Raw genomic sequence first — 18,184 nt, forward strand, 5'->3', positions numbered from 1 at the left:
TGAAGTGATGGTATAAATGCCGTGTATTCCGGGTAAAAGAAGAAAACTTGGACCGGAAATACAGGGGGTAGCCATGATAATCAATTTAATGAAACAGAATAAAGTGCAATTCAAGCGTATTTACGGTGCATCTAGTACGATTGCCAACATCGTCCGTTTTGATTCCCGTTATGTAACAAAGGACGATGTTTTCGTTTGTATCCAGGGAGATAACCATGACGGACACGCCTTTATCGAGGATAGCATCGCAAAAGGTGCCGCTATTATCGTAGGAACTGACGAGGATTTGCTGAAATCCTATTATCGTCAGTATGAAGACTGCACCTTCCTTGTCGTAGAAGATACGCGGCTCGCGATGGCGCAGATGGCGGTGCTACTATCTGATGAAGCTTGGAAAAAGCTAGTGACAGTTGCTGTCACTGGAACCAATGGAAAAACAACTGTAGCGGCGTATGTCCGTTCTTTGTTAAATCAGCTCAAGCTTCAGACTACGTCGATTGGGACATGCGGTATTCTAACGTCTAAAGAGAAGCTCGACTTCTTTAAAAGTACGCCTACTACACCAGAATCTGCTGATTTGCATACACTTTTCAAACAGCTGGAATCAGAGGGTGAGAAGGCGGTAGTTATGGAAGCAACGTCCATTGCTTTAGATCAAAAGCGTACAGCGGCTATGACATTTGATGTAGCAATTCATACAAATTTATCGCCAGAGCACTTAGAATTTCATCAAACAATGGATAATTACAGACGTGCGAAATTGAAGCTATTTAAACAAGCGGCATCTGCTGTAGTGAATATAGATGATGAAGGTATGGCCAATGACATTTTGGCAATGTACGAAGGAAAACTTTTGACATACAGCCTCAGAAAAAACAGCGGAGCAGATTTGATAGCAGGCAACTTAATCACAGATACAGAAGGAATACATTTTGAGCTATATACAGCTGAAAAAATGTACACAATACATGCTCCAATTTTCGGAGAATACAATGTGGCCAACCTGCTTTCTGCTGTCGGAACAGCTCTGCATCTTGGCTACGATATGGACGACATCACGGAAGCTTTGAAGACAATTGAAAGCCCTGAAGGTCGTTTTGAACTGATTGATACGTATGGAAACAGAAAAATCATTCTAGATTATGCACATACACCAGTTGCACTGGACCAATTATTGACTGCTGTGAATGCGATTCCCCATAAGCGTCTGATCGTTATGATTATGGGTATCGGAATTCGTGATTTTGGCAAAATGCCAAAAATGGCGCAGACTGTGGAAGGGCGCGCCGATGAAATTATCGTATCTGTTGATCATCCTGGATTCCATGATCCGAAAGATATTATCCAGGCTGTATGTAAAGGTTTCTCTGAACAGGTGCAAAATGTTTCCTCTGCAGAGACTAGAGAAGAAGCTGTTCGGCTAGCACTAGAGCTCAGCAGTGAAGGAGATATTGTACTGCTTACGAGCGGACAAATCAATGGCGCGCAATTAGTAAGAGGGGAAGCTATTCCTCATTCTGATCATGCAATTATCCATGACTTTTTTGAATCACATAATACTGAAAAAATACAAACCACAGTCAGCTGAATAAGATGGAAACGATTACTAATACTATTCTTAGGTCTAATTACCGAAAAAACATTGACGAAGCATGTAGAATGCTTTTATAGTGAAAGAGTATTAATACTATATATTTTCGTCTTCGTATAATTTTGGGAATATGGCCCATAAGTTTCTACCAGGTTACCGTAATTAACCTGACTACGCTGACCTCTTAATCTGAGTTACATACGCAGATGTGGTGTAGATAGAAACGCTTCTTGCTCTTAGGGCAGAAGTGTTTTTTATTTGAAAGCTTATCCTGCCCAATCGAAGCAACAGGAGGAGTAACAAGTTATGAAACGTTTTTTCCGTTTTGACGAATTGAACACATCTTACCGCACTGAGATTATCGCCGGTATTACGACATTCTTGTCAATGGCATACATCCTGTTCGTCAATCCGAATGTTCTCACGCTGCAGGGAGTGCCTGACAGCGCAATAAATGGTGGACGCATGGATGCAGGTGCAATTTTCACTGCTACAGCAATTGCTTCTGCAATTGGAACACTCATCATGGGTGTTTTCGCTAAATTACCAATAGCACTTGCTCCTGGTATGGGATTGAATGCTTTCTTTGCTTTCACGGTTGTACTTACTTACGGAATTCCATGGGAAACTGCATTGGCGGGCGTACTCGCTTCTGGTGTGATTTTCATGATTCTTTCTCTTTCTGGTTTGCGTGAACTTCTGATAAACGCAATCCCTCCGACTCTGAAATTAGCTGTTGGAGCTGGTATTGGACTTTTCATCGCTTTCATCGGTTTGAAAAATGCTAATCTCGTAGTTATGAGTGAGGATACAGTGGTGGCTCTTGGAGATATCCACAGTGGTCCAGCACTACTAGCTATCTTTGGTATCTTTGTTACAGCGATTCTCTTAGTAAAAGGATTTCGTGCAGCAATCTTCATTGGAATGATCATTACGGCTGCAGCAGGTATGATTGTCGGATTAATTGATCCGCCAACAGCAGTAGGAGACGTTGTCGGCAGCGTACCAAGTCTCGCTCCTACATTCGGAGCAGCATTCGCACATTTCGGTGATATCTTCACTATACAGATGCTTACCGTCATCCTGACATTCTTGTTTGTCGATTTCTTTGACACAGCTGGAACATTGGTTGCAGTTGCAACGAAGGCTGGACTAATGAAAGACGGCAAGCTTCCTAATCCGGGACAAGCCTTGCTTGCAGATTCCGGTGCGACAGTTGCAGGTGCTATCTTAGGTACTTCTAACACTACTGCATATGTTGAATCAACAACTGGCGTTGGCGCAGGCGGCAGATCGGGCTTCACAGCAGTTGTTACAGCAATTTGTTTCCTTTTAGCATTATTCTTCAGCCCGCTGTTATCAGTCATTACAAATGAAGTAACAGCGCCTGCCTTGATTGTGGTTGGTGTACTGATGTGCTCTTCCTTAAAGGATATCGAATGGGATAAGGTAGAATTGGCTGTACCTGCATTCTTCACCATTCTGATGATGCCGCTGACAGGAAGTATTGCTACTGGTATTGCGGTAGGATTTATTTTCTACCCGCTTACGTTGTTAGTAAAAGGACGTGTGAAAGAGATCCACCCAGTAATGTGGTTCTTGTTCGTTGTATTCCTTTTATACTTCATCTTTTTGGCATAAATAGAAGAGGCTGGGACAAAAGTGTTTTAGCCAGATGAAAACCCGAACTTATTACAAGTCTTCATACGAAGATTTGCATAAGTTCGGGTTTTTCAATTGTACACTTTCTTAGCGTAGGCAGAACACGGAGACTCCTCGAAAATACCGATCAATTTTCTTCGTGCGATGTGTGGCTCTCGAAGTATTCCTTGTCCTACAGGAATAGCGCGAGCTGAAGACCCCGCAGTGGTGAACTTTCCACGAGGAGGCTGAGGCCGTGCCCGTGGAAAGCGGAGTGTTCTGCCGAAGCGGCGCTCAAGAATATCATTCGGTTTTAAGCACTGGAATTTTAGTTAAGTCCCAGCCACTTTTTTATATAGGCGAATTATAACAGTTTTGTGGGCGAATCGACCCTTTATGCGTTGTTTGCGACGTTGGCGGGTATAATTGTATTATACTTACGAGAGATTACAATCGTCTGTCAGCGGGCGAGGAGGAGGAGTTTCTATGAGTAACCGTTCAGTGAAGCTGGCTTGGTTCAGTTTACTGGCATTTATCGCAGCCATCGTCGTCAATTATTTGTCCAACGCCTTGCCGCTCGGAGGGAAGAACACGCGTCAATTATCTGATCAGCTTGGTGTATTATTTCAGCCGGCGGGATATGCTTTCAGTATTTGGGGAGTAATTTATCTGTTCGTTTTTATTTGGGTCATCCGCTTGTTTATGCGGTCGACACGCGAAACGGATTGGTATGGAAAAGCAGCTGGAGCATTCATCGCAAGCTGTATCTTTAATATTGCCTGGCTATTCAGCTTTCATTATCAGCTGTTCAGCATTTCCATCATTCCGATGGTGGCGCTGCTGGTCTCCTTGATCATTCTGTATCAAACCATCGCCACTTCATCTGACCGCCGGAAATTTGATTTGTTTCCGTTTTCTATCTATATTGGCTGGGTTTCTGTCGCGACAATACTGAACGTCGGAATTCTATTTGTCTCGCTTGGTGTAGATAATGTAGAAGGATGGCTTTTGTCAGGGGAAGTTTGGACAATTATTATTTTAATCGTCGGTGCGGTTCTTGCTATTGGATTTATGAACGTTTTCCGTGATAGTATTTATCCGCTCGTATTCATTTGGGCGTATTTGGCCATTGCTGCTGCGCGCGCGGAAGAATTTCCGGCTATTACAGCGGTAGCTAGTATCATGGCAGTAATCATCTTGATTGCCATACCAATACATTTGTTCCGAAGAAAAAAACGTAAGTATGGCTATTGATTCAACAAGGAAATAATTTTTATGTGTAAGAGGAGGAAGCAAGTTGTTGGAAATACCGCTCGTTATGCTGCTGATCATCTTTGTCGTCAATATCGTCTATGTAAGTCTTAATACATTACGGGTCATACTGACACTAAAAGGAAGACGATATATTGCAGCATCCGTCAGTGTCTTCGAGATTACGATCTATACGATTGGTCTCGGTTTAGTTCTAGACAATCTGGATCAAATCCAGAACCTGATTGCCTATGCACTTGGTTTCGGAATCGGTGTTATCCTTGGTTCCAAGATTGAGGAGAAGCTTGCACTCGGTTATATAACTGTCAATGTTATTTCATCTGACCCGAGTATCGAGTTTACGAGACGCCTTCGCGAAAAAGGATATGGTGTAACAAGCTGGTTCGCTTATGGTATGGATGGTGACCGACTTGCAATGCAAATCCTAACGCCGCGTAAATATGAACTGCGGCTATATGAAGCCATCAAGGAAATCGATCCGAAGGCTTTTATTATAGCCTACGAGCCTCGTCAGATCTTTGGCGGCTTCTGGGTGAAAAGTGTAAAGAGGGAGCGTATTCGTAATGCCAAAAGAAAAGAAACCGGCAAAGAAACGGTTTGAGCTCGGTGAAAATGAGACAATCGAAGCTTGCTTGGATCGTATCAAAGCCGAGGGCTATCTGCCAGTCCGAAAAGTGGAAGAACCGATCTTTCGGGAAACCACCGAGAATGGGGCAAAGAAGGTAGAACCGATTGGAAGAAAAGTTATTTTTGATACAAAATTACTAAAAACCGAACATTAAATATAACAATATAACCATCGTTCGATTTTTTCATTGACGATGTGTGTAAGAATTGTTATCATAAACATGCATGAAAGACACGGCTAGATTTGACAACACTACAGCGTGAGATGTGAAGCTGTGCTTTATAGATCGTACCTCATATATTTCCGGAAATACGGTCCGGAAGTCTCTACCTGCTACCGTAAATGGCGGACTATGAGGGAAGATGGACTGCATGATTATGAGCCTACGACACCGTATGCCTATTCGTCTTCTCTCAGTTAGCGGGAGAGGTGAATAGGCTTTTTTTACGGCAAAAAGAGGAAAGAGGGATTGAATGGCGGAGATAGGAATCATCATGGGCAGCATCTCTGATTGGGAGACAATGGAGCATGCGTGCAAGCTATTGGAAGAGCTGGATATTCCTTTTGAGAAAGAAGTGATTTCAGCACATCGTACACCTGAGGATATGTTTGACTATGCAGCGAGTGCTAGAGAAAAAGGCTTGAAAGTTATCATTGCTGGCGCAGGCGGTGCAGCTCACCTGCCAGGTATGGTGGCAAGCAAGACTACGTTGCCTGTGATTGGTGTTCCAGTACAGACAAAAGCACTTGATGGAATGGATTCTTTGCTCTCTATCGTTCAGATGCCCGGAGGTGTTCCGGTAGCTACGGTAGCAATCGGAAAAGCAGGAGCTAAAAATGCCGGCATCCTGGCAGCCCAAATTCTCGGTACTCATGACAAACAAATTGCTGAACGCCTGCTGGCATATCAGCAAGGTATGAAGAAACAAGTAGCGGAAATGAGGAATCAGCTTGCGACCAAATAATATCATCACTATCGGCATTCTTGGAGGCGGGCAGCTTGGCCGCATGATGGCAATAACAGCTAAGCATATGGGATATCGAATCATTGTCCTCGACCCTACACACGATTGTCCTGCTGCACAAGTAGCGGACTTGCATATTGAAGCGGCCTATGATGATAGGGACGCTATTCAAAAACTAGAGAGCTTAAGCGATGTTGTCACCTATGAATTTGAAAATGTTGATTTGGATGCAGCAAAACTGCTGGAGGAAAAGGGTAAGCTTCCGCAAGGCTCCCTTCTTTTGGAAGTCAGCCGGGATCGAGCGAATGAAAAGAATCTCATGAAGGAACTGGATCTTCCAGTAGCGCCTTTTAAGATTGTGACAGACGAAAGGGAACTGCTGACAGGCGCTAGAGAAATAGGTTTTCCGGCTGTTGTAAAAACTTGCCGCGGCGGATATGACGGCAAAGGACAGCTAAAACTAGAATCCAAGGATGACTTGCAAGAAGTTGCTGCATTTGTTCGGCAGAATGGACGGTGCATTGTAGAATCATGGCTTACATTCGATAAAGAAATATCGGTTGTACTGACAAGAGGTAAGGATGGAGAAATCACTTATTTTCCGGTGGCAGAAAATGAACACCGCGATCACATCTTATATCGGACAATCGCACCTGCCGCTATAACGAATGAGTTAGCCGAGCAAGCGCGTAACGCTGCCGGCAAGCTGGCAGAAGCAGCTGGTGTTGTTGGAACTTTCACGGTTGAAATGTTCGTTTCAGGCAATGAGCTTTATATGAATGAAGTGGCACCGAGGCCGCATAATTCCGGTCATTATACAATTGAAGCTTGCACGGTTTCGCAATTCGAGCAGCATATCAGAGCCATATGCGCACTGCCTCTTTTGCCGGTCCATTTTATCGGGGCCGCCGTTATGATAAATTTATTAGGAGAAGAGCTGGATCAGTATTGGCAGCAGCCTGACAGACCACTTGCCCACATCCATGATTACGGCAAGCAAGAAGCTAAGCCAAAACGGAAAATGGGACATTTCACAATGGTTGGAACGTCAAGAGAAGCAATGCTGGATGCAACAGACGCTTTTACACGATCACTAGGAGGAAACAAAGCATGATTGAACGTTATACAAGAGAAGAAATGGGTAACATCTGGACGGATGAAAATAAATACAAGGCGTGGCTTGAGGTCGAGATCTTAGCATGTGAAGCGTGGAGTGATTTAGGCATCATACCTGAATCTGATGTGAAAGCATTGCGTGCAAATGCATCCTTTGATATCAATCGCATTTTGGAAATTGAGCAGGAGACACGTCATGATGTTGTTGCCTTCACTCGCGCTGTATCAGAGACTTTGGGCGAAGAGCGAAAATGGGTGCATTACGGCCTGACATCCACTGATGTAGTCGACACAGCTTTATCATATCTTTTGCTCCAGGCAAACCAAATCATTCGCAAAGGCATCGTTAACTTCATTGAGATTTTGGAAGTGAAAGCGAAGGAACATAAGCATACTGTCATGATGGGACGCACACATGGCGTGCACGCTGAGCCAACGACTTTCGGTTTGAAAATGGCATTATGGTATGAAGAAATGAAACGTAATCTGGAGCGTTTTGACGCTGCTGCTGATACGATTCAATACGGTAAGCTTTCCGGTGCGGTCGGTACATATGCGAATATCGATCCATATGTGGAGAAATACGTTACGAAGAAACTAGGCTTGAAGCCAGCGCCAGTATCTACGCAAACATTACAGCGTGACCGTCATGCGCAATATGTTGGCACATTGGCATTGATTGCAACTAGCATCGAGAAATTCGCGACGGAAATCCGCGGGCTTCAAAAAACAGAAACACGTGAAGTGGAAGAATTCTTCGCCAAAGGTCAAAAAGGTTCTTCTGCAATGCCGCATAAACGTAATCCAATCGGATCTGAAAACATGGTTGGTATGTCCCGCCTGATCCGCGGTCACATGGTTGCAGCTTACGAGAACGTTGCCCTTTGGCATGAACGCGATATCTCCCATTCATCTGCAGAGCGTGTCATTTTGCCGGATGCAACAATCGCGCTTGATTATATGCTAAGCCGCTTCTCTAACATTGTGAAGAATTTGACGGTCTTCCCAGAAAACATGAAGCGTAATATCGACCGGACATACGGCGTTATTTTCTCCCAGCGTGTATTGCTTGCACTTATCGACAAAGGCATGAGCCGTGAACAAGCGTACGATATCGTTCAGCCGAAAGCGATGGAAGCATGGGAGACGGAAACACAGTTCAAACAACTTATCGAAGCAACAACAGAAATCTCTGCATTCCTTAGCCAGGAAGAAATTGACGACTGCTTCGACTATACGTACCACTTGAAAAATGTAGATCAGATTTTCCATAAGATCGGATTAGAATAATACTTTGACAAACGGGGTGGAGAACGTGAGAGGAAAATTGCTGTACGAAGGAAAAGCCAAGCAAGTGTTTCAATCAGCCGAAAATGAGCAAGAACTCGTGCTCTCTTATAAAAATGATGCAACAGCATTCAATGGCAAGAAGAAAGCAAGCTTCGAAGGAAAAGGCCGCTACAACAATCTTATCTCGACCCATATTTTTGAATACTTGAAGAATCAGGGCATTTCATCGCACTTCATCAAGCCGCTCAGCGAAACGGAGCAGCTCGTGAAGAAGACGACGATTGTACCACTTGAAGTAGTCGTTCGGAATGTTGCAGCAGGAAGCATTACTAGAAGACTTGGTATTCCGGAAAAGACCGTTTTCCAACCCGTTTTGACAGAGCTTTACTATAAGGATGATAGCTTAGATGATCCGATTATTAATGATGCACATGCGTTATTGCTGACGGATGTGAATGAAGAAGAGCTTGCCTTCATTAAGCAAGCAGCATTGGAAGTTAACCAGCATCTGCAGACGTTCTTTGATAGAGTCGGGCTGCAGCTGGTCGATTTCAAACTTGAATTCGGCCGTGACCACGACGGCTCCATCCTTTTATCAGATGAAATTTCTCCGGACACTTGCCGGCTTTGGGACAAAGAGAATGGCGGCAAGATGGACAAGGATGTATTCCGTGAAGACCTTGGTAACTTGATCGACGTATATGATGCAATCTTAAATCGACTGGAGGCAGCAAAATGAAAAAGGTAAAAATCTTTATCACGCTGAAAGAAGGGGTTTTGGACCCGCAAGGTAAGGCTGTACAGGAAGCATTGCAGGCGAATGGATTCCCAGATGTAGCAGAAACTCGTGTAGGGAAGTACATCGAAATGACGCTGCCGAATGAAGCTGATGTTGCGCTGGAAGTACAGCGTATGTGTGATAAACTGCTTGCCAACCCTGTCATGGAGGAATACAGCTATACAGTCGAGGAGGGTATACGCTCGTGAAATTTGCTGTCATCGTGTTTCCAGGCTCCAACTGTGACCGGGATATGTACCATGCGGTTCGGGACGGTTTAGGAGAAGAAGTCGATCTAGTATGGTATGAAAATGCGAATCTAGCAGATTATGATGCTATCTTGCTTCCAGGTGGATTCAGCTACGGTGATTATCTTCGCTCCGGTGCAATCGCATCTGTATCCAATGTATTGAACCAGATCAAGATGAAAGCAGAAGCTGGTACACCAGTCCTTGGTGTGTGCAATGGCTTCCAGATTTTATTGGAAACGGGCTTGCTGCCAGGTGCTATGCTGCGAAATGAAAAGCTGAAGTTCATGTGCCATTACGAGACACTCGTTGTCGAAAGAGACGATACGATGTTCACTAGCGGCTATGAAAAAGGCCAGCAAATTGAAATCCCAATCGCCCACGGTGAAGGAAATTACTACTGTGACGATGTAACACTGGAAGAGTTGAAGCAAAATAATCAGATTGTTTTTACTTACAAGAACAATCCGAATGGTTCACGGGCTGATATTGCCGGGATCGTCAACAAAGCAGGTAATGTGCTAGGCATGATGCCGCATCCAGAACGAGCTGTTGAAGATCTGCTCGGTTCAAGCGATGGGCTTGCAATGTTCCAATCCGTACTACAACACTGGAGGGAAATGTATGTTACAACAAGCTGAAATCAGTCCGGAAAAAATCGAACAAGATCATCTGTACCGGGATATGGGTTTGACAGATGAAGAATTCCAATCCGTCAAGAATATCCTTGGCAGACAGCCGAATTTTACGGAAACAGGCATTTTCTCCGTTATGTGGTCGGAGCATTGCAGCTACAAAACATCCAAGCCATTATTGCGCAAGTTCCCGACGGAAGGACCACATGTCCTTCAAGGACCAGGCGAAGGTGCCGGAATTGTTGATATCGGGGATGACAAAGCGGTTGTATTTAAAATCGAGAGTCATAATCACCCATCAGCTGTCGAGCCGTATCAAGGCGCAGCTACAGGCGTCGGCGGTATCATCCGTGATGTATTCTCCATGGGAGCTCGGCCAATTGCTCTATTAAATAGTTTACGGTTCGGTAACCTGACTACGCCGCGTGTTAAATACTTGCTTGAGGAAGTTGTCCACGGTATTGCTGGTTACGGAAACTGTGTTGGTGTACCAACTGTTGGCGGTGAGATCCAGTTTGATGATAGCTACGAAGGCAACCCGCTTGTAAATGCAATGTGCGTTGGTTTGATCGACCAAAAGGATATCCAAAAAGGGATTGCTGCTGGTGTCGGTAATACGGTTATCTACGCAGGTGCTCCAACTGGCCGTGATGGTATCCATGGTGCGACGTTTGCATCAGAAGACTTGAGCGAAGAGTCTGAATCAAAGCGCCCTTCTGTTCAGGTTGGTGATCCATTCATGGAAAAACTTTTGATTGAAGCATGCTTGGAAGTGATTCAGCATGAAGCGCTTGTTGGTATCCAGGATATGGGTGCAGCTGGTTTAACATCCAGTGCAAGTGAAATGGCAAGCAAAGCTGGAATGGGCATGGAAATGAATCTTGATCTTGTGCCGCAGCGTGAACAGCATATGACGCCATATGAACTGATGCTTTCAGAGTCCCAAGAGCGTATGCTGCTTGTCGTGAAGAAAGGACAAGAGCAGGGCATCATCGAAGTATTCGAAAAATACGGACTACAAGCTGTTGCTGTAGGTACTGTAACGGATGACAAGCAGTTCCGTCTTTTACATCACGGTGAAGTTGCTGCAGAGATTCCAGTTGATAGCCTGGCTGAGGATGCACCAGTTTATTACAAAGAGTCAAAAGTACCTGACTATTACACAGAATTCCAGACAATTGATTACAAGCCAGCTGTTATGAATCATGCAGCCATGCTGAAGCAGTTATTGCAGCAGCCGACGATTGCCAGCAAGGAATATGTTTATGATCAATATGATAGCATGGTTGGCGCAAGTACAGTAGTCGCACCTGGAAGCGACGCGGCTATCGTACGTGTACGAGGCACAGAAAAAGCCATTGCGATGACGACAGATTGTAACTCTCGTTATATCTACCTGGATCCAGAAACAGGCGGCAAAATTGCTGTCGCAGAAGCTGCTCGTAATATCATCAGTTCTGGTGCGAAGCCACTTGCACTGACAGACGGATTGAACTTCGGAAACCCTGATAAGCCAGAGAACTTCTGGCAAATGGAAAAAAGCGTCGATGGTATGAGCGCTGCATGTCTAGCACTGGAAACACCGGTAATCAGCGGTAACGTATCGCTTTATAACGAGTCCAATCAGCAAGCAATTTTCCCGACACCGATCGTCGGAATGGTCGGTTTGGTCGAGAATCTGGCACACGTAACGACAAGCCAATTCAAACAAAACGGTGATGCTATTTATCTATTAGGTGAAACAAAGGCAGAATTCGGCGGAAGCGAGCTGCAGAATGTGCTGGAAGGACGTTATTACGGCAAAGCACCTGCTATTGATCTGGATGTGGAAGCAAGTAATCAACAATCAGTGCTAGCTAGTATCCAACAAGGCTTCGTAGCGTCTGCACATGACCTGGCAGAAGGCGGACTTGGTGTTGCGTTGGCAGAAAGCTTGTTCGGTACAGAGCTTGGAGCTAAGGTAACACTCGATGGTGATGTAACGACAGCGCTTTTCAGTGAATCACAGTCCCGCTTTCTTTTGACAGTTTCACAAGAAAAACAGGCAGCTTTTGAACAGGCAGTCCCAGGGGCCAAGCAAATTGGTTTGGTGACAGAAGAAGCAGAGCTTGCTATAGAACAAGACGGAAAGGCTATCATCTCAGAAGCAGTACCGACACTCGAGGCACTTTGGAAAGGAGCTATCCCATGCTTGCTGAAATCAAAGGCTTGAATGAGGAATGCGGCGTCTTTGCGATTTGGGGACATGAGAAAGCAGCAGAAGTGACATATTACGGACTTCATGCCTTGCAGCACCGCGGGCAGGAAGGTGCCGGTATCGTCACGACTGATCGCGAAAACCTTCATTTGCACAAAGGAATCGGCCTGATTAATGAGGTATTTTCCGAAGGACAGTTCAACAAGCTGAACGGTAATGCAGCGATTGGCCATGTCCGCTATGCTACTGCTGGCGGGGGAGGATATGAGAACGTGCAGCCATTGCTTTTCCGTTCTCAAAAAGATAGCTTGGCAATCGCTCATAATGGAAATCTCGTCAATGCATACGGACTAAAACAACAGCTGGAAGCACAGGGCAGCATTTTGCAGACATCCTCTGATACAGAGGTGATTGCTCATTTAATCAAGCGCAGCGGTCAGATTGAATTGGAAGAGGCAATCAAGTCAGCTCTCAGCATGGTTAAAGGTGCTTACAGTCTAACAATCCTTACCGAAACCCAGCTATTTGTAGCAGTCGATCCTAAGGGTTTGCGTCCGTTATCACTTGGCCGCCTTGGTGATGCTTGGGTAGTATCCTCTGAAACTTGTGCTTTTGATGTAACAGGCGCGGAATATGTACGCGAAGTTGAGCCAGGTGAATTGATTACGATCAGTGATGCTGGTCTTCATACACAACGTTTTTCTTCTACTCTTGAAAGATCGCTTTGTTCCATGGAGTATGTGTATTTCTCCCGTCCGGATTCTAATTTGAACGGACTGAACGTTCATGCTTCTCGTAAAATAATGGGGAAAGTGCTCGCACAGGAGGCACCAATCGAAGCGGATGTTGTGACAGGTGTCCCTGATTCAAGTATTTCTGCTGCTATTGGATTTTCCGAGGCTTCTGGCATTCCATACGAGCTGGGATTAATCAAAAACCGTTATGTCGGTCGTACTTTTATCCAGCCTTCTCAGGAGCTTCGTGAACAAGGTGTGAAAATGAAGCTATCGGCTGTGCGTGGGATTGTCGAGGGAAAACGCGTAGTCATGGTTGATGATTCTATCGTGCGCGGGACGACGAGCAAACGCATTGTACGGATGCTGAAAGAAGCAGGAGCAACAGAAGTACATGTGCGCATCGCTTCTCCTCCGATCCAAAATCCATGCTTTTATGGTATTGATACATCGACAACATCTGAGCTGATTGCTGCTAACCACAGCATTGAGGAGATGCGCGAGCTGATTGAAGCAGATTCTCTATCATTCTTAACAGTCGAAGGTCTGGAAGATTGCATTGTTGGAGATAACGACACGATGACACATGGTATTTGCAAAGCATGCTTTACAGGAAATTATCCAACTGAAATCTATCCGGATACAGTACTTCCGGCGTACAAATGTTAGGAGGGCAAGCATGAGCGAACTTTACAAACAAGCCGGCGTGGATGTTGAAGCAGGCTATCGTGCAGTAGATTTAATGAAAAAACATATTAACCGTACAAACCGTCCGGAAGTGATCGGCGGTGTAGGCGCGTTTGCAGGACTGTTCGACTTATCGTCTTTCTCCTATAAAGAACCGGTACTTGTTTCCGGAACGGATGGAGTTGGCACGAAACTAAAGCTAGCTTTTGATATGGATCAGCATGATACAGTCGGAATAGACCTTGTCGCTATGTGTGTGAATGATATCATCGCTCAAGGCGCACAAGCATTGTTCTTCCTTGATTACATCGCATGCGGCAAAAACGAACCAGAGAAAATTGAGCAGATTGTCAAAGGTATCGCCGATGGATGCGTTGAAGCAGGTGCTGCTTTGATCGGCGGCGAGACAGCTGAAATGCCAGGCATGTACGGAGCGGAAGAATATGATTTGGCTGGATTTGTCGTCGGTATCGGAGAGAAGTCAAAGCTAATAAGTGGAGCTGATGTCAAAGACGGCGATGCAATTATCGGGATTGCTTCTAGTGGTCTGCATTCCAATGGATTCTCCCTGGTGCGCCGTTTGATCGACCAGCATGGACTGAGCCTAGATGAGGTGTACGCACCATTTGATCGTCCTTTAGGGGAGATCCTGCTTGAGCCAACAAAGATTTACTCGAAAGCAGTGCGTGCAGTCCAAGAGAAAATCGATATTCATGGTATCTCTCATATTACTGGCGGCGGCTTCCATGAGAACCTGCCGCGTGCAGTGCCCGAGGATCTGGGTGTTCGAATCCAAACCGGAAGCTGGGAGCTGCCAGCTATCTATGAATTCTTAATGGAAAAAGCACAGCTAGTATTCGAGGATATGTTCGGTGTATTCAATACAGGAATCGGTATGGCGCTGATTGTCTCCGAGGAAGATGTGGAAGAGACGATGACGATTTTGCAAGAAGCTGGTGAGCGCGCCTGGATCATAGGTGAAGTAACTGACAAGACAGGCGTGGAGTTTTCCTCATGATTTCAGCTGCTGTTTTTGCTTCCGGCAGCGGCAGCAACGCTGAAGCGATTGTGCAAGCATCGGAATTACCTTGTACAATCCAGCTGCTTGTTTGTGATAAACCGGAAGCACCTGTTATAAACAAGGCAGAAGGGTGGGACACAGAAGTTTTTGTCTGTGATCCGAAAACCTTTAAAGATAAACAATCCTATGAACAAGCAATTCTGACTAAGCTGCAGGAGAAACAGATAGAATGGATTTTTCTGGCTGGTTACATGCGCTTGATCGGACCGACACTGCTGGAAGCATATCCAGAACGAATTCTTAACATCCACCCGTCGCTGCTGCCTGCATTTGCTGGCAAAGATGCTATCGGGCAGGCTTTGTCTGCAGGTGTGAAGTTGAGCGGAGTGACAATCCATTTTGTTGATGCAGGAATGGATACAGGAAATATCATCGCCCAAGAAGCAGTTCCAGTGTTGGAAAAAGATACACATCATACTTTGCATCAGCGAATTCAAGCAATTGAGCACCGTCTTTATCCGGAAACGATTTCGTACATACTCAAAAGAAAGAGATAGAAAGGAATGACTGTCATGCCACGAGCGTTGATCAGCGTATCAGATAAAACAGGAATCATCCCATTTGCTAAAGGATTGGCAGCATTGGGTTATGAAATCATTTCAACTGGAGGCACTCTGAAACAGCTGCAAGAAGAAGGTATTCTAGCTGTAGCAGTGTCTGACGTGACAAAATTTGATGAAATCATGGACGGACGTGTAAAGACATTGCACCCAGCCATCCACGGAGGTTTGTTAGCTAGAAGAGATGACGAAAGCCATATGCAACAGCTAAAAGAGCGCGATATTACGCCAATCGATTTGGTCGTGGTCAATCTTTATCCGTTTAAAAATACGATTGAGAAGCAAGGTGTTACAGAAGCGGATGCAATCGAAAATATCGATATTGGCGGACCGACAATGCTTCGTTCAGCAGCTAAAAACTTTGCAGGTGTCACTGTTTTAGTTGATCCAGAAGATTACGACGCAACTTTGTCTGCTTTACAACAGGGTGAACTTTCTTATGAAGCAAAACGCCGTTTAGCAGGTAAAGTATTCCGCCATACAGCTAACTATGACGCGATGATTGCAAGTTATTTCGCTGAATTGAACGAAGAGCATGATACGGAAACATTGACGCTCACATATGAAAAAGTTCAATCCTTACGTTATGGAGAAAATCCTCATCAGGCAGCAGCATTCTACAAGGATCCAATCGTCAAAGGAGCTTCCATTGCAAATGCAAAGCAGCTGCATGGCAAGGAGCTTTCTTATAACAATATTCAGGATGCAAATGCGGCACTTGAGATCGTTATGGAATTCCAGGAGCCTGCTGCAGTAGCCGTCAAACATATGAACCCTTGCGGCGTTGGCATTGGCGAAACTATTTCAAATGCGTTCCAAAAAGCATTTGAAGCAGACTCTACATCTATTTTCGGTGGAATTGTAGCTTTGAACCGTGAAGTAGATAGAGACACAGCATTGCAGCTGAAAGAGATTTTTTTGGAAATCGTCATTGCACCAGGCTTCACAGAAGAAGCAATGGCTTTATTGACAGAGAAGAAAAACATTCGTTTATTGGAGCTTGCAGCAGATGCTATCCAGCAAACGAAAAAAGTCGTTAGCGTAAGCGGCGGTTTGCTTGTACAGGATTATGATGCTGGAGCTGTAACAGAAGCAGAACTTACTATAGCGACTGATCGTAAGCCTACAGAGGAAGAAATGAAGAACCTTCTCTTCTCCTGGAAAGTTGTGAAGCACGTGAAATCCAATGCCATCGTTGTGGCAAAAGATGATCAGACAATAGGTGTCGGAGCAGGACAAATGAATCGTGTTGGTGCTGCTAAAATCGCTTTGGAACAAGCAGGTGAGAAAGCAGCAGGAGCCGTGCTCGCATCAGATGCCTTCTTCCCGATGCCGGATACAGTCGAAGCAGCAGTTAAAGCTGGTGTGACAGCTATCATCCAGCCAGGCGGATCTAAACGAGACGAAGATTCTGTAGCTGTATGTAATGCGCACAACCTTGCGATGGTCTACACAGATATGCGCCACTTCAAGCATTAATTGTCAGGAGGAGACATTGTGAAAGTTCTTGTGATAGGCAGCGGCGGCCGCGAGCATAGTATCGTCGCAAAGCTAGCTTCAAGTACCGAGATAACAGCATTGTATGCAGCGCCAGGTAATGGCGGTATAGCTGATTTGGCCACTTGTGTGCCGATTGATGTAACAGCTGTAGATGACCTTGTTCATTTTGCAAAGGAAGAACAAATTGACTGGACGTTTGTCGGCCCTGAAATTCCTTTGCTTGCAGGTGTCGTCAATGCTTTTCAACAGGAAAATCTTAACGTATTCGGACCTACGAAGGAAGCTGCTTTAATTGAGGGAAGCAAAGATTACGCGAAAAGCTTTATGCGTGTACATGCGATCCCAACTGCTGCGAGTGAGACTTTTTCTGATGCGGAGAAAGCAAAAGTTTATATTGCGAAAAAAGGTGCGCCAATTGTAGTGAAAGCAGATGGTCTTGCCGCTGGTAAAGGCGTTGTTGTAGCTTTGACAGTTGAGGAAGCAAATGAAGCTGTTGAAAGCATGCTGGTCGATAACCAGTTCGGCCAAGCGGGCAGCCTTGTTATTATCGAGGATTTCCTTGATGGTAAGGAATTTTCACTTATGGCTTTCGTAAATGGTAAAGATGTTTACCCACTCGTGCCTGCTCGTGATCATAAGCGCGTTTACGATAATGACCAGGGGCCGAATACAGGCGGCATGGGTGCATATGCACCAATCCCAGATCTGCAGCAGACTGTGATTGATGAAGCAATCGAACGTATTCTAAAGCCTGTTGCAGCTGGACTTGTAAAAGAAGAACGTTCCTTTACTGGTGTTTTGTACGCCGGACTTATTGAAACAACAGACGGCCCGAAAGTAATTGAATTCAATGCCCGTTTCGGAGATCCTGAAACACAGGTCATTTTACCACTGTTGGAAAATGATTTGCTACAAGTAATGCGAGATGTTACGGCTGGTATTGATCCGAAGCTAACGTGGAAGGATGCTTATGCTACTGGTACTGTAATTGCTGCAAGCGGCTACCCAGGAAGCTATGACAAGCAGCTTCCAATTCCTGACTTAACAGAACTTCCGCAGGACGTATACTGTATTCATGCGGGAACGGAAAAAACGGCAGACGTCTATGTTTCTAATGGAGGACGGATCTTGTTCATCGGTTCTGTACACCATAATCGTACGGATGCGGTGGAAAGTGTCAAAACAGGACTTAATATTTTTAAAGATAACCCAAATTTCCATTATCGGACTGATATTGGATTCGGGAAATAAAGGAAAGAAG

General features: G+C 45.0%; 17 protein-coding genes and 2 riboswitches. All 17 genes read left to right on the top strand.

Features of this window, described 5'->3' with window-relative positions:
- Nucleotides 1-73: 73 nt before the first annotated feature.
- The 17 genes from GZ22_RS02885 (at nucleotide 74) to purD (ending at nucleotide 18,174) form a co-directional block, all read left to right on the top strand.
- On the top strand, nucleotides 74-1,588 hold the full coding sequence (locus GZ22_RS02885; protein WP_038558505.1) for a UDP-N-acetylmuramoyl-L-alanyl-D-glutamate--2,6-diaminopimelate ligase: 1,515 nt from the start codon (nucleotides 74-76) through the stop codon (nucleotides 1,586-1,588).
- A 95-nt stretch (nucleotides 1,589-1,683) separates the two neighbouring features.
- Nucleotides 1,684-1,785: riboswitch (purine riboswitch) on the top strand.
- A gap of 112 nt (nucleotides 1,786-1,897) precedes the next feature.
- Nucleotides 1,898-3,232: an NCS2 family permease gene (locus GZ22_RS02890; protein ID WP_038558506.1), complete on the top strand. Its 1,335-nt coding sequence runs from the start codon at nucleotides 1,898-1,900 to the stop codon at nucleotides 3,230-3,232.
- A gap of 486 nt (nucleotides 3,233-3,718) precedes the next feature.
- The gene (locus GZ22_RS02895; protein WP_051747987.1) at nucleotides 3,719-4,486 is read left to right on the top strand and encodes a tryptophan-rich sensory protein; all 768 of its coding nucleotides are present in this window, start codon (nucleotides 3,719-3,721) and stop codon (nucleotides 4,484-4,486) included.
- A gap of 43 nt (nucleotides 4,487-4,529) precedes the next feature.
- Nucleotides 4,530-5,105: a DUF2179 domain-containing protein gene (locus GZ22_RS02900; RefSeq protein ID WP_038558507.1), complete on the top strand. Its 576-nt coding sequence runs from the start codon at nucleotides 4,530-4,532 to the stop codon at nucleotides 5,103-5,105.
- Nucleotides 5,068-5,286: an NETI motif-containing protein gene (locus GZ22_RS02905; protein ID WP_038558508.1), complete on the top strand. Its 219-nt coding sequence runs from the start codon at nucleotides 5,068-5,070 to the stop codon at nucleotides 5,284-5,286. The genes GZ22_RS02900 and GZ22_RS02905 overlap by 38 nt, the downstream gene beginning before the upstream one ends.
- Before the next feature lie 119 nt (nucleotides 5,287-5,405).
- Nucleotides 5,406-5,505, top strand: a riboswitch (purine riboswitch).
- 100 nt (nucleotides 5,506-5,605) lie between these two features.
- Entirely contained in the window at nucleotides 5,606-6,097 is a 492-nt protein-coding gene (purE, locus tag GZ22_RS02910) for a 5-(carboxyamino)imidazole ribonucleotide mutase (protein ID WP_038558509.1), read from the top strand.
- The gene (purK, locus tag GZ22_RS02915; RefSeq protein WP_051747989.1) at nucleotides 6,084-7,211 is read left to right on the top strand and encodes a 5-(carboxyamino)imidazole ribonucleotide synthase; all 1,128 of its coding nucleotides are present in this window, start codon (nucleotides 6,084-6,086) and stop codon (nucleotides 7,209-7,211) included. The genes purE and purK overlap by 14 nt, the downstream gene beginning before the upstream one ends.
- Complete coding sequence (gene purB / locus GZ22_RS02920) at nucleotides 7,208-8,503, top strand: adenylosuccinate lyase (RefSeq protein ID WP_038558511.1); 1,296 nt, start codon at nucleotides 7,208-7,210, stop codon at nucleotides 8,501-8,503. The genes purK and purB overlap by 4 nt, the downstream gene beginning before the upstream one ends.
- A 25-nt stretch (nucleotides 8,504-8,528) precedes the next feature.
- Nucleotides 8,529-9,242 (top strand): phosphoribosylaminoimidazolesuccinocarboxamide synthase, encoded by a 714-nt coding sequence (gene purC, locus GZ22_RS02925; RefSeq protein ID WP_038558513.1) that lies wholly within the window; start codon nucleotides 8,529-8,531, stop codon nucleotides 9,240-9,242.
- Nucleotides 9,239-9,490: a phosphoribosylformylglycinamidine synthase subunit PurS gene (gene purS / locus GZ22_RS02930; RefSeq protein WP_038558515.1), complete on the top strand. Its 252-nt coding sequence runs from the start codon at nucleotides 9,239-9,241 to the stop codon at nucleotides 9,488-9,490. Before purC ends, purS begins: the two co-directional genes overlap by 4 nt.
- Nucleotides 9,487-10,170, top strand: a complete 684-nt coding sequence (gene purQ, locus GZ22_RS02935) for a phosphoribosylformylglycinamidine synthase subunit PurQ (protein ID WP_038558517.1) — start codon at nucleotides 9,487-9,489, stop codon at nucleotides 10,168-10,170. The genes purS and purQ overlap by 4 nt, the downstream gene beginning before the upstream one ends.
- Nucleotides 10,154-12,376 carry a phosphoribosylformylglycinamidine synthase subunit PurL gene (purL, locus tag GZ22_RS02940; RefSeq protein WP_038558519.1) on the top strand — a complete coding sequence of 741 codons (2,223 nt, stop codon included), beginning with the start codon at nucleotides 10,154-10,156 and terminating at the stop codon, nucleotides 12,374-12,376. The genes purQ and purL overlap by 17 nt, the downstream gene beginning before the upstream one ends.
- Nucleotides 12,352-13,764 (top strand): amidophosphoribosyltransferase, encoded by a 1,413-nt coding sequence (purF, locus tag GZ22_RS02945; RefSeq protein ID WP_038558521.1) that lies wholly within the window; start codon nucleotides 12,352-12,354, stop codon nucleotides 13,762-13,764. Before purL ends, purF begins: the two co-directional genes overlap by 25 nt.
- Nucleotides 13,765-13,774: 10 nt before the next feature.
- Complete coding sequence (gene purM / locus GZ22_RS02950; protein WP_038558523.1) at nucleotides 13,775-14,800, top strand: phosphoribosylformylglycinamidine cyclo-ligase; 1,026 nt, start codon at nucleotides 13,775-13,777, stop codon at nucleotides 14,798-14,800.
- Nucleotides 14,797-15,360 carry a phosphoribosylglycinamide formyltransferase gene (gene purN / locus GZ22_RS02955; RefSeq protein ID WP_038558525.1) on the top strand — a complete coding sequence of 188 codons (564 nt, stop codon included), beginning with the start codon at nucleotides 14,797-14,799 and terminating at the stop codon, nucleotides 15,358-15,360. The genes purM and purN overlap by 4 nt, the downstream gene beginning before the upstream one ends.
- A gap of 15 nt (nucleotides 15,361-15,375) precedes the next feature.
- Nucleotides 15,376-16,902 carry a bifunctional phosphoribosylaminoimidazolecarboxamide formyltransferase/IMP cyclohydrolase gene (gene purH, locus GZ22_RS02960; RefSeq protein ID WP_038565515.1) on the top strand — a complete coding sequence of 509 codons (1,527 nt, stop codon included), beginning with the start codon at nucleotides 15,376-15,378 and terminating at the stop codon, nucleotides 16,900-16,902.
- An 18-nt stretch (nucleotides 16,903-16,920) separates the two neighbouring features.
- A complete protein-coding gene (gene purD, locus GZ22_RS02965; RefSeq protein ID WP_038558527.1) occupies nucleotides 16,921-18,174 on the top strand; it encodes a phosphoribosylamine--glycine ligase in 1,254 nt (417 codons plus the stop codon).
- Nucleotides 18,175-18,184: the final 10 nt, after the last annotated feature.

The organism is Terribacillus saccharophilus, assembly GCF_000725365.1.
In the GTDB taxonomy this organism is placed as follows: domain Bacteria; phylum Bacillota; class Bacilli; order Bacillales; family Amphibacillaceae; genus Terribacillus; species Terribacillus saccharophilus.

Excerpts from the sequence above, each read along its gene's own strand:
- purL (WP_038558519.1), top strand. The coding sequence starts at position 10,154 with ATGTTACAACAAGCTGAAATCAGTCCGGAAAAAATCGAACAAGATCAT.
- GZ22_RS02895 (WP_051747987.1), top strand. The coding sequence starts at position 3,719 with ATGAGTAACCGTTCAGTGAAGCTGGCTTGGTTCAGTTTACTGGCATTT.
- purF (WP_038558521.1), top strand. The coding sequence starts at position 12,352 with ATGCTTGCTGAAATCAAAGGCTTGAATGAGGAATGCGGCGTCTTTGCG.
- GZ22_RS02890 (WP_038558506.1), top strand. The coding sequence starts at position 1,898 with ATGAAACGTTTTTTCCGTTTTGACGAATTGAACACATCTTACCGCACT.
- purS (WP_038558515.1), top strand. The coding sequence starts at position 9,239 with ATGAAAAAGGTAAAAATCTTTATCACGCTGAAAGAAGGGGTTTTGGAC.
- purB (WP_038558511.1), top strand. The coding sequence starts at position 7,208 with ATGATTGAACGTTATACAAGAGAAGAAATGGGTAACATCTGGACGGAT.
- GZ22_RS02885 (WP_038558505.1), top strand. The coding sequence starts at position 74 with ATGATAATCAATTTAATGAAACAGAATAAAGTGCAATTCAAGCGTATT.
- purE (WP_038558509.1), top strand. The coding sequence starts at position 5,606 with ATGGCGGAGATAGGAATCATCATGGGCAGCATCTCTGATTGGGAGACA.
- GZ22_RS02905 (WP_038558508.1), top strand. The coding sequence starts at position 5,068 with ATGCCAAAAGAAAAGAAACCGGCAAAGAAACGGTTTGAGCTCGGTGAA.
- purH (WP_038565515.1), top strand. The coding sequence starts at position 15,376 with ATGCCACGAGCGTTGATCAGCGTATCAGATAAAACAGGAATCATCCCA.
- purM (WP_038558523.1), top strand. The coding sequence starts at position 13,775 with ATGAGCGAACTTTACAAACAAGCCGGCGTGGATGTTGAAGCAGGCTAT.
- purN (WP_038558525.1), top strand. The coding sequence starts at position 14,797 with ATGATTTCAGCTGCTGTTTTTGCTTCCGGCAGCGGCAGCAACGCTGAA.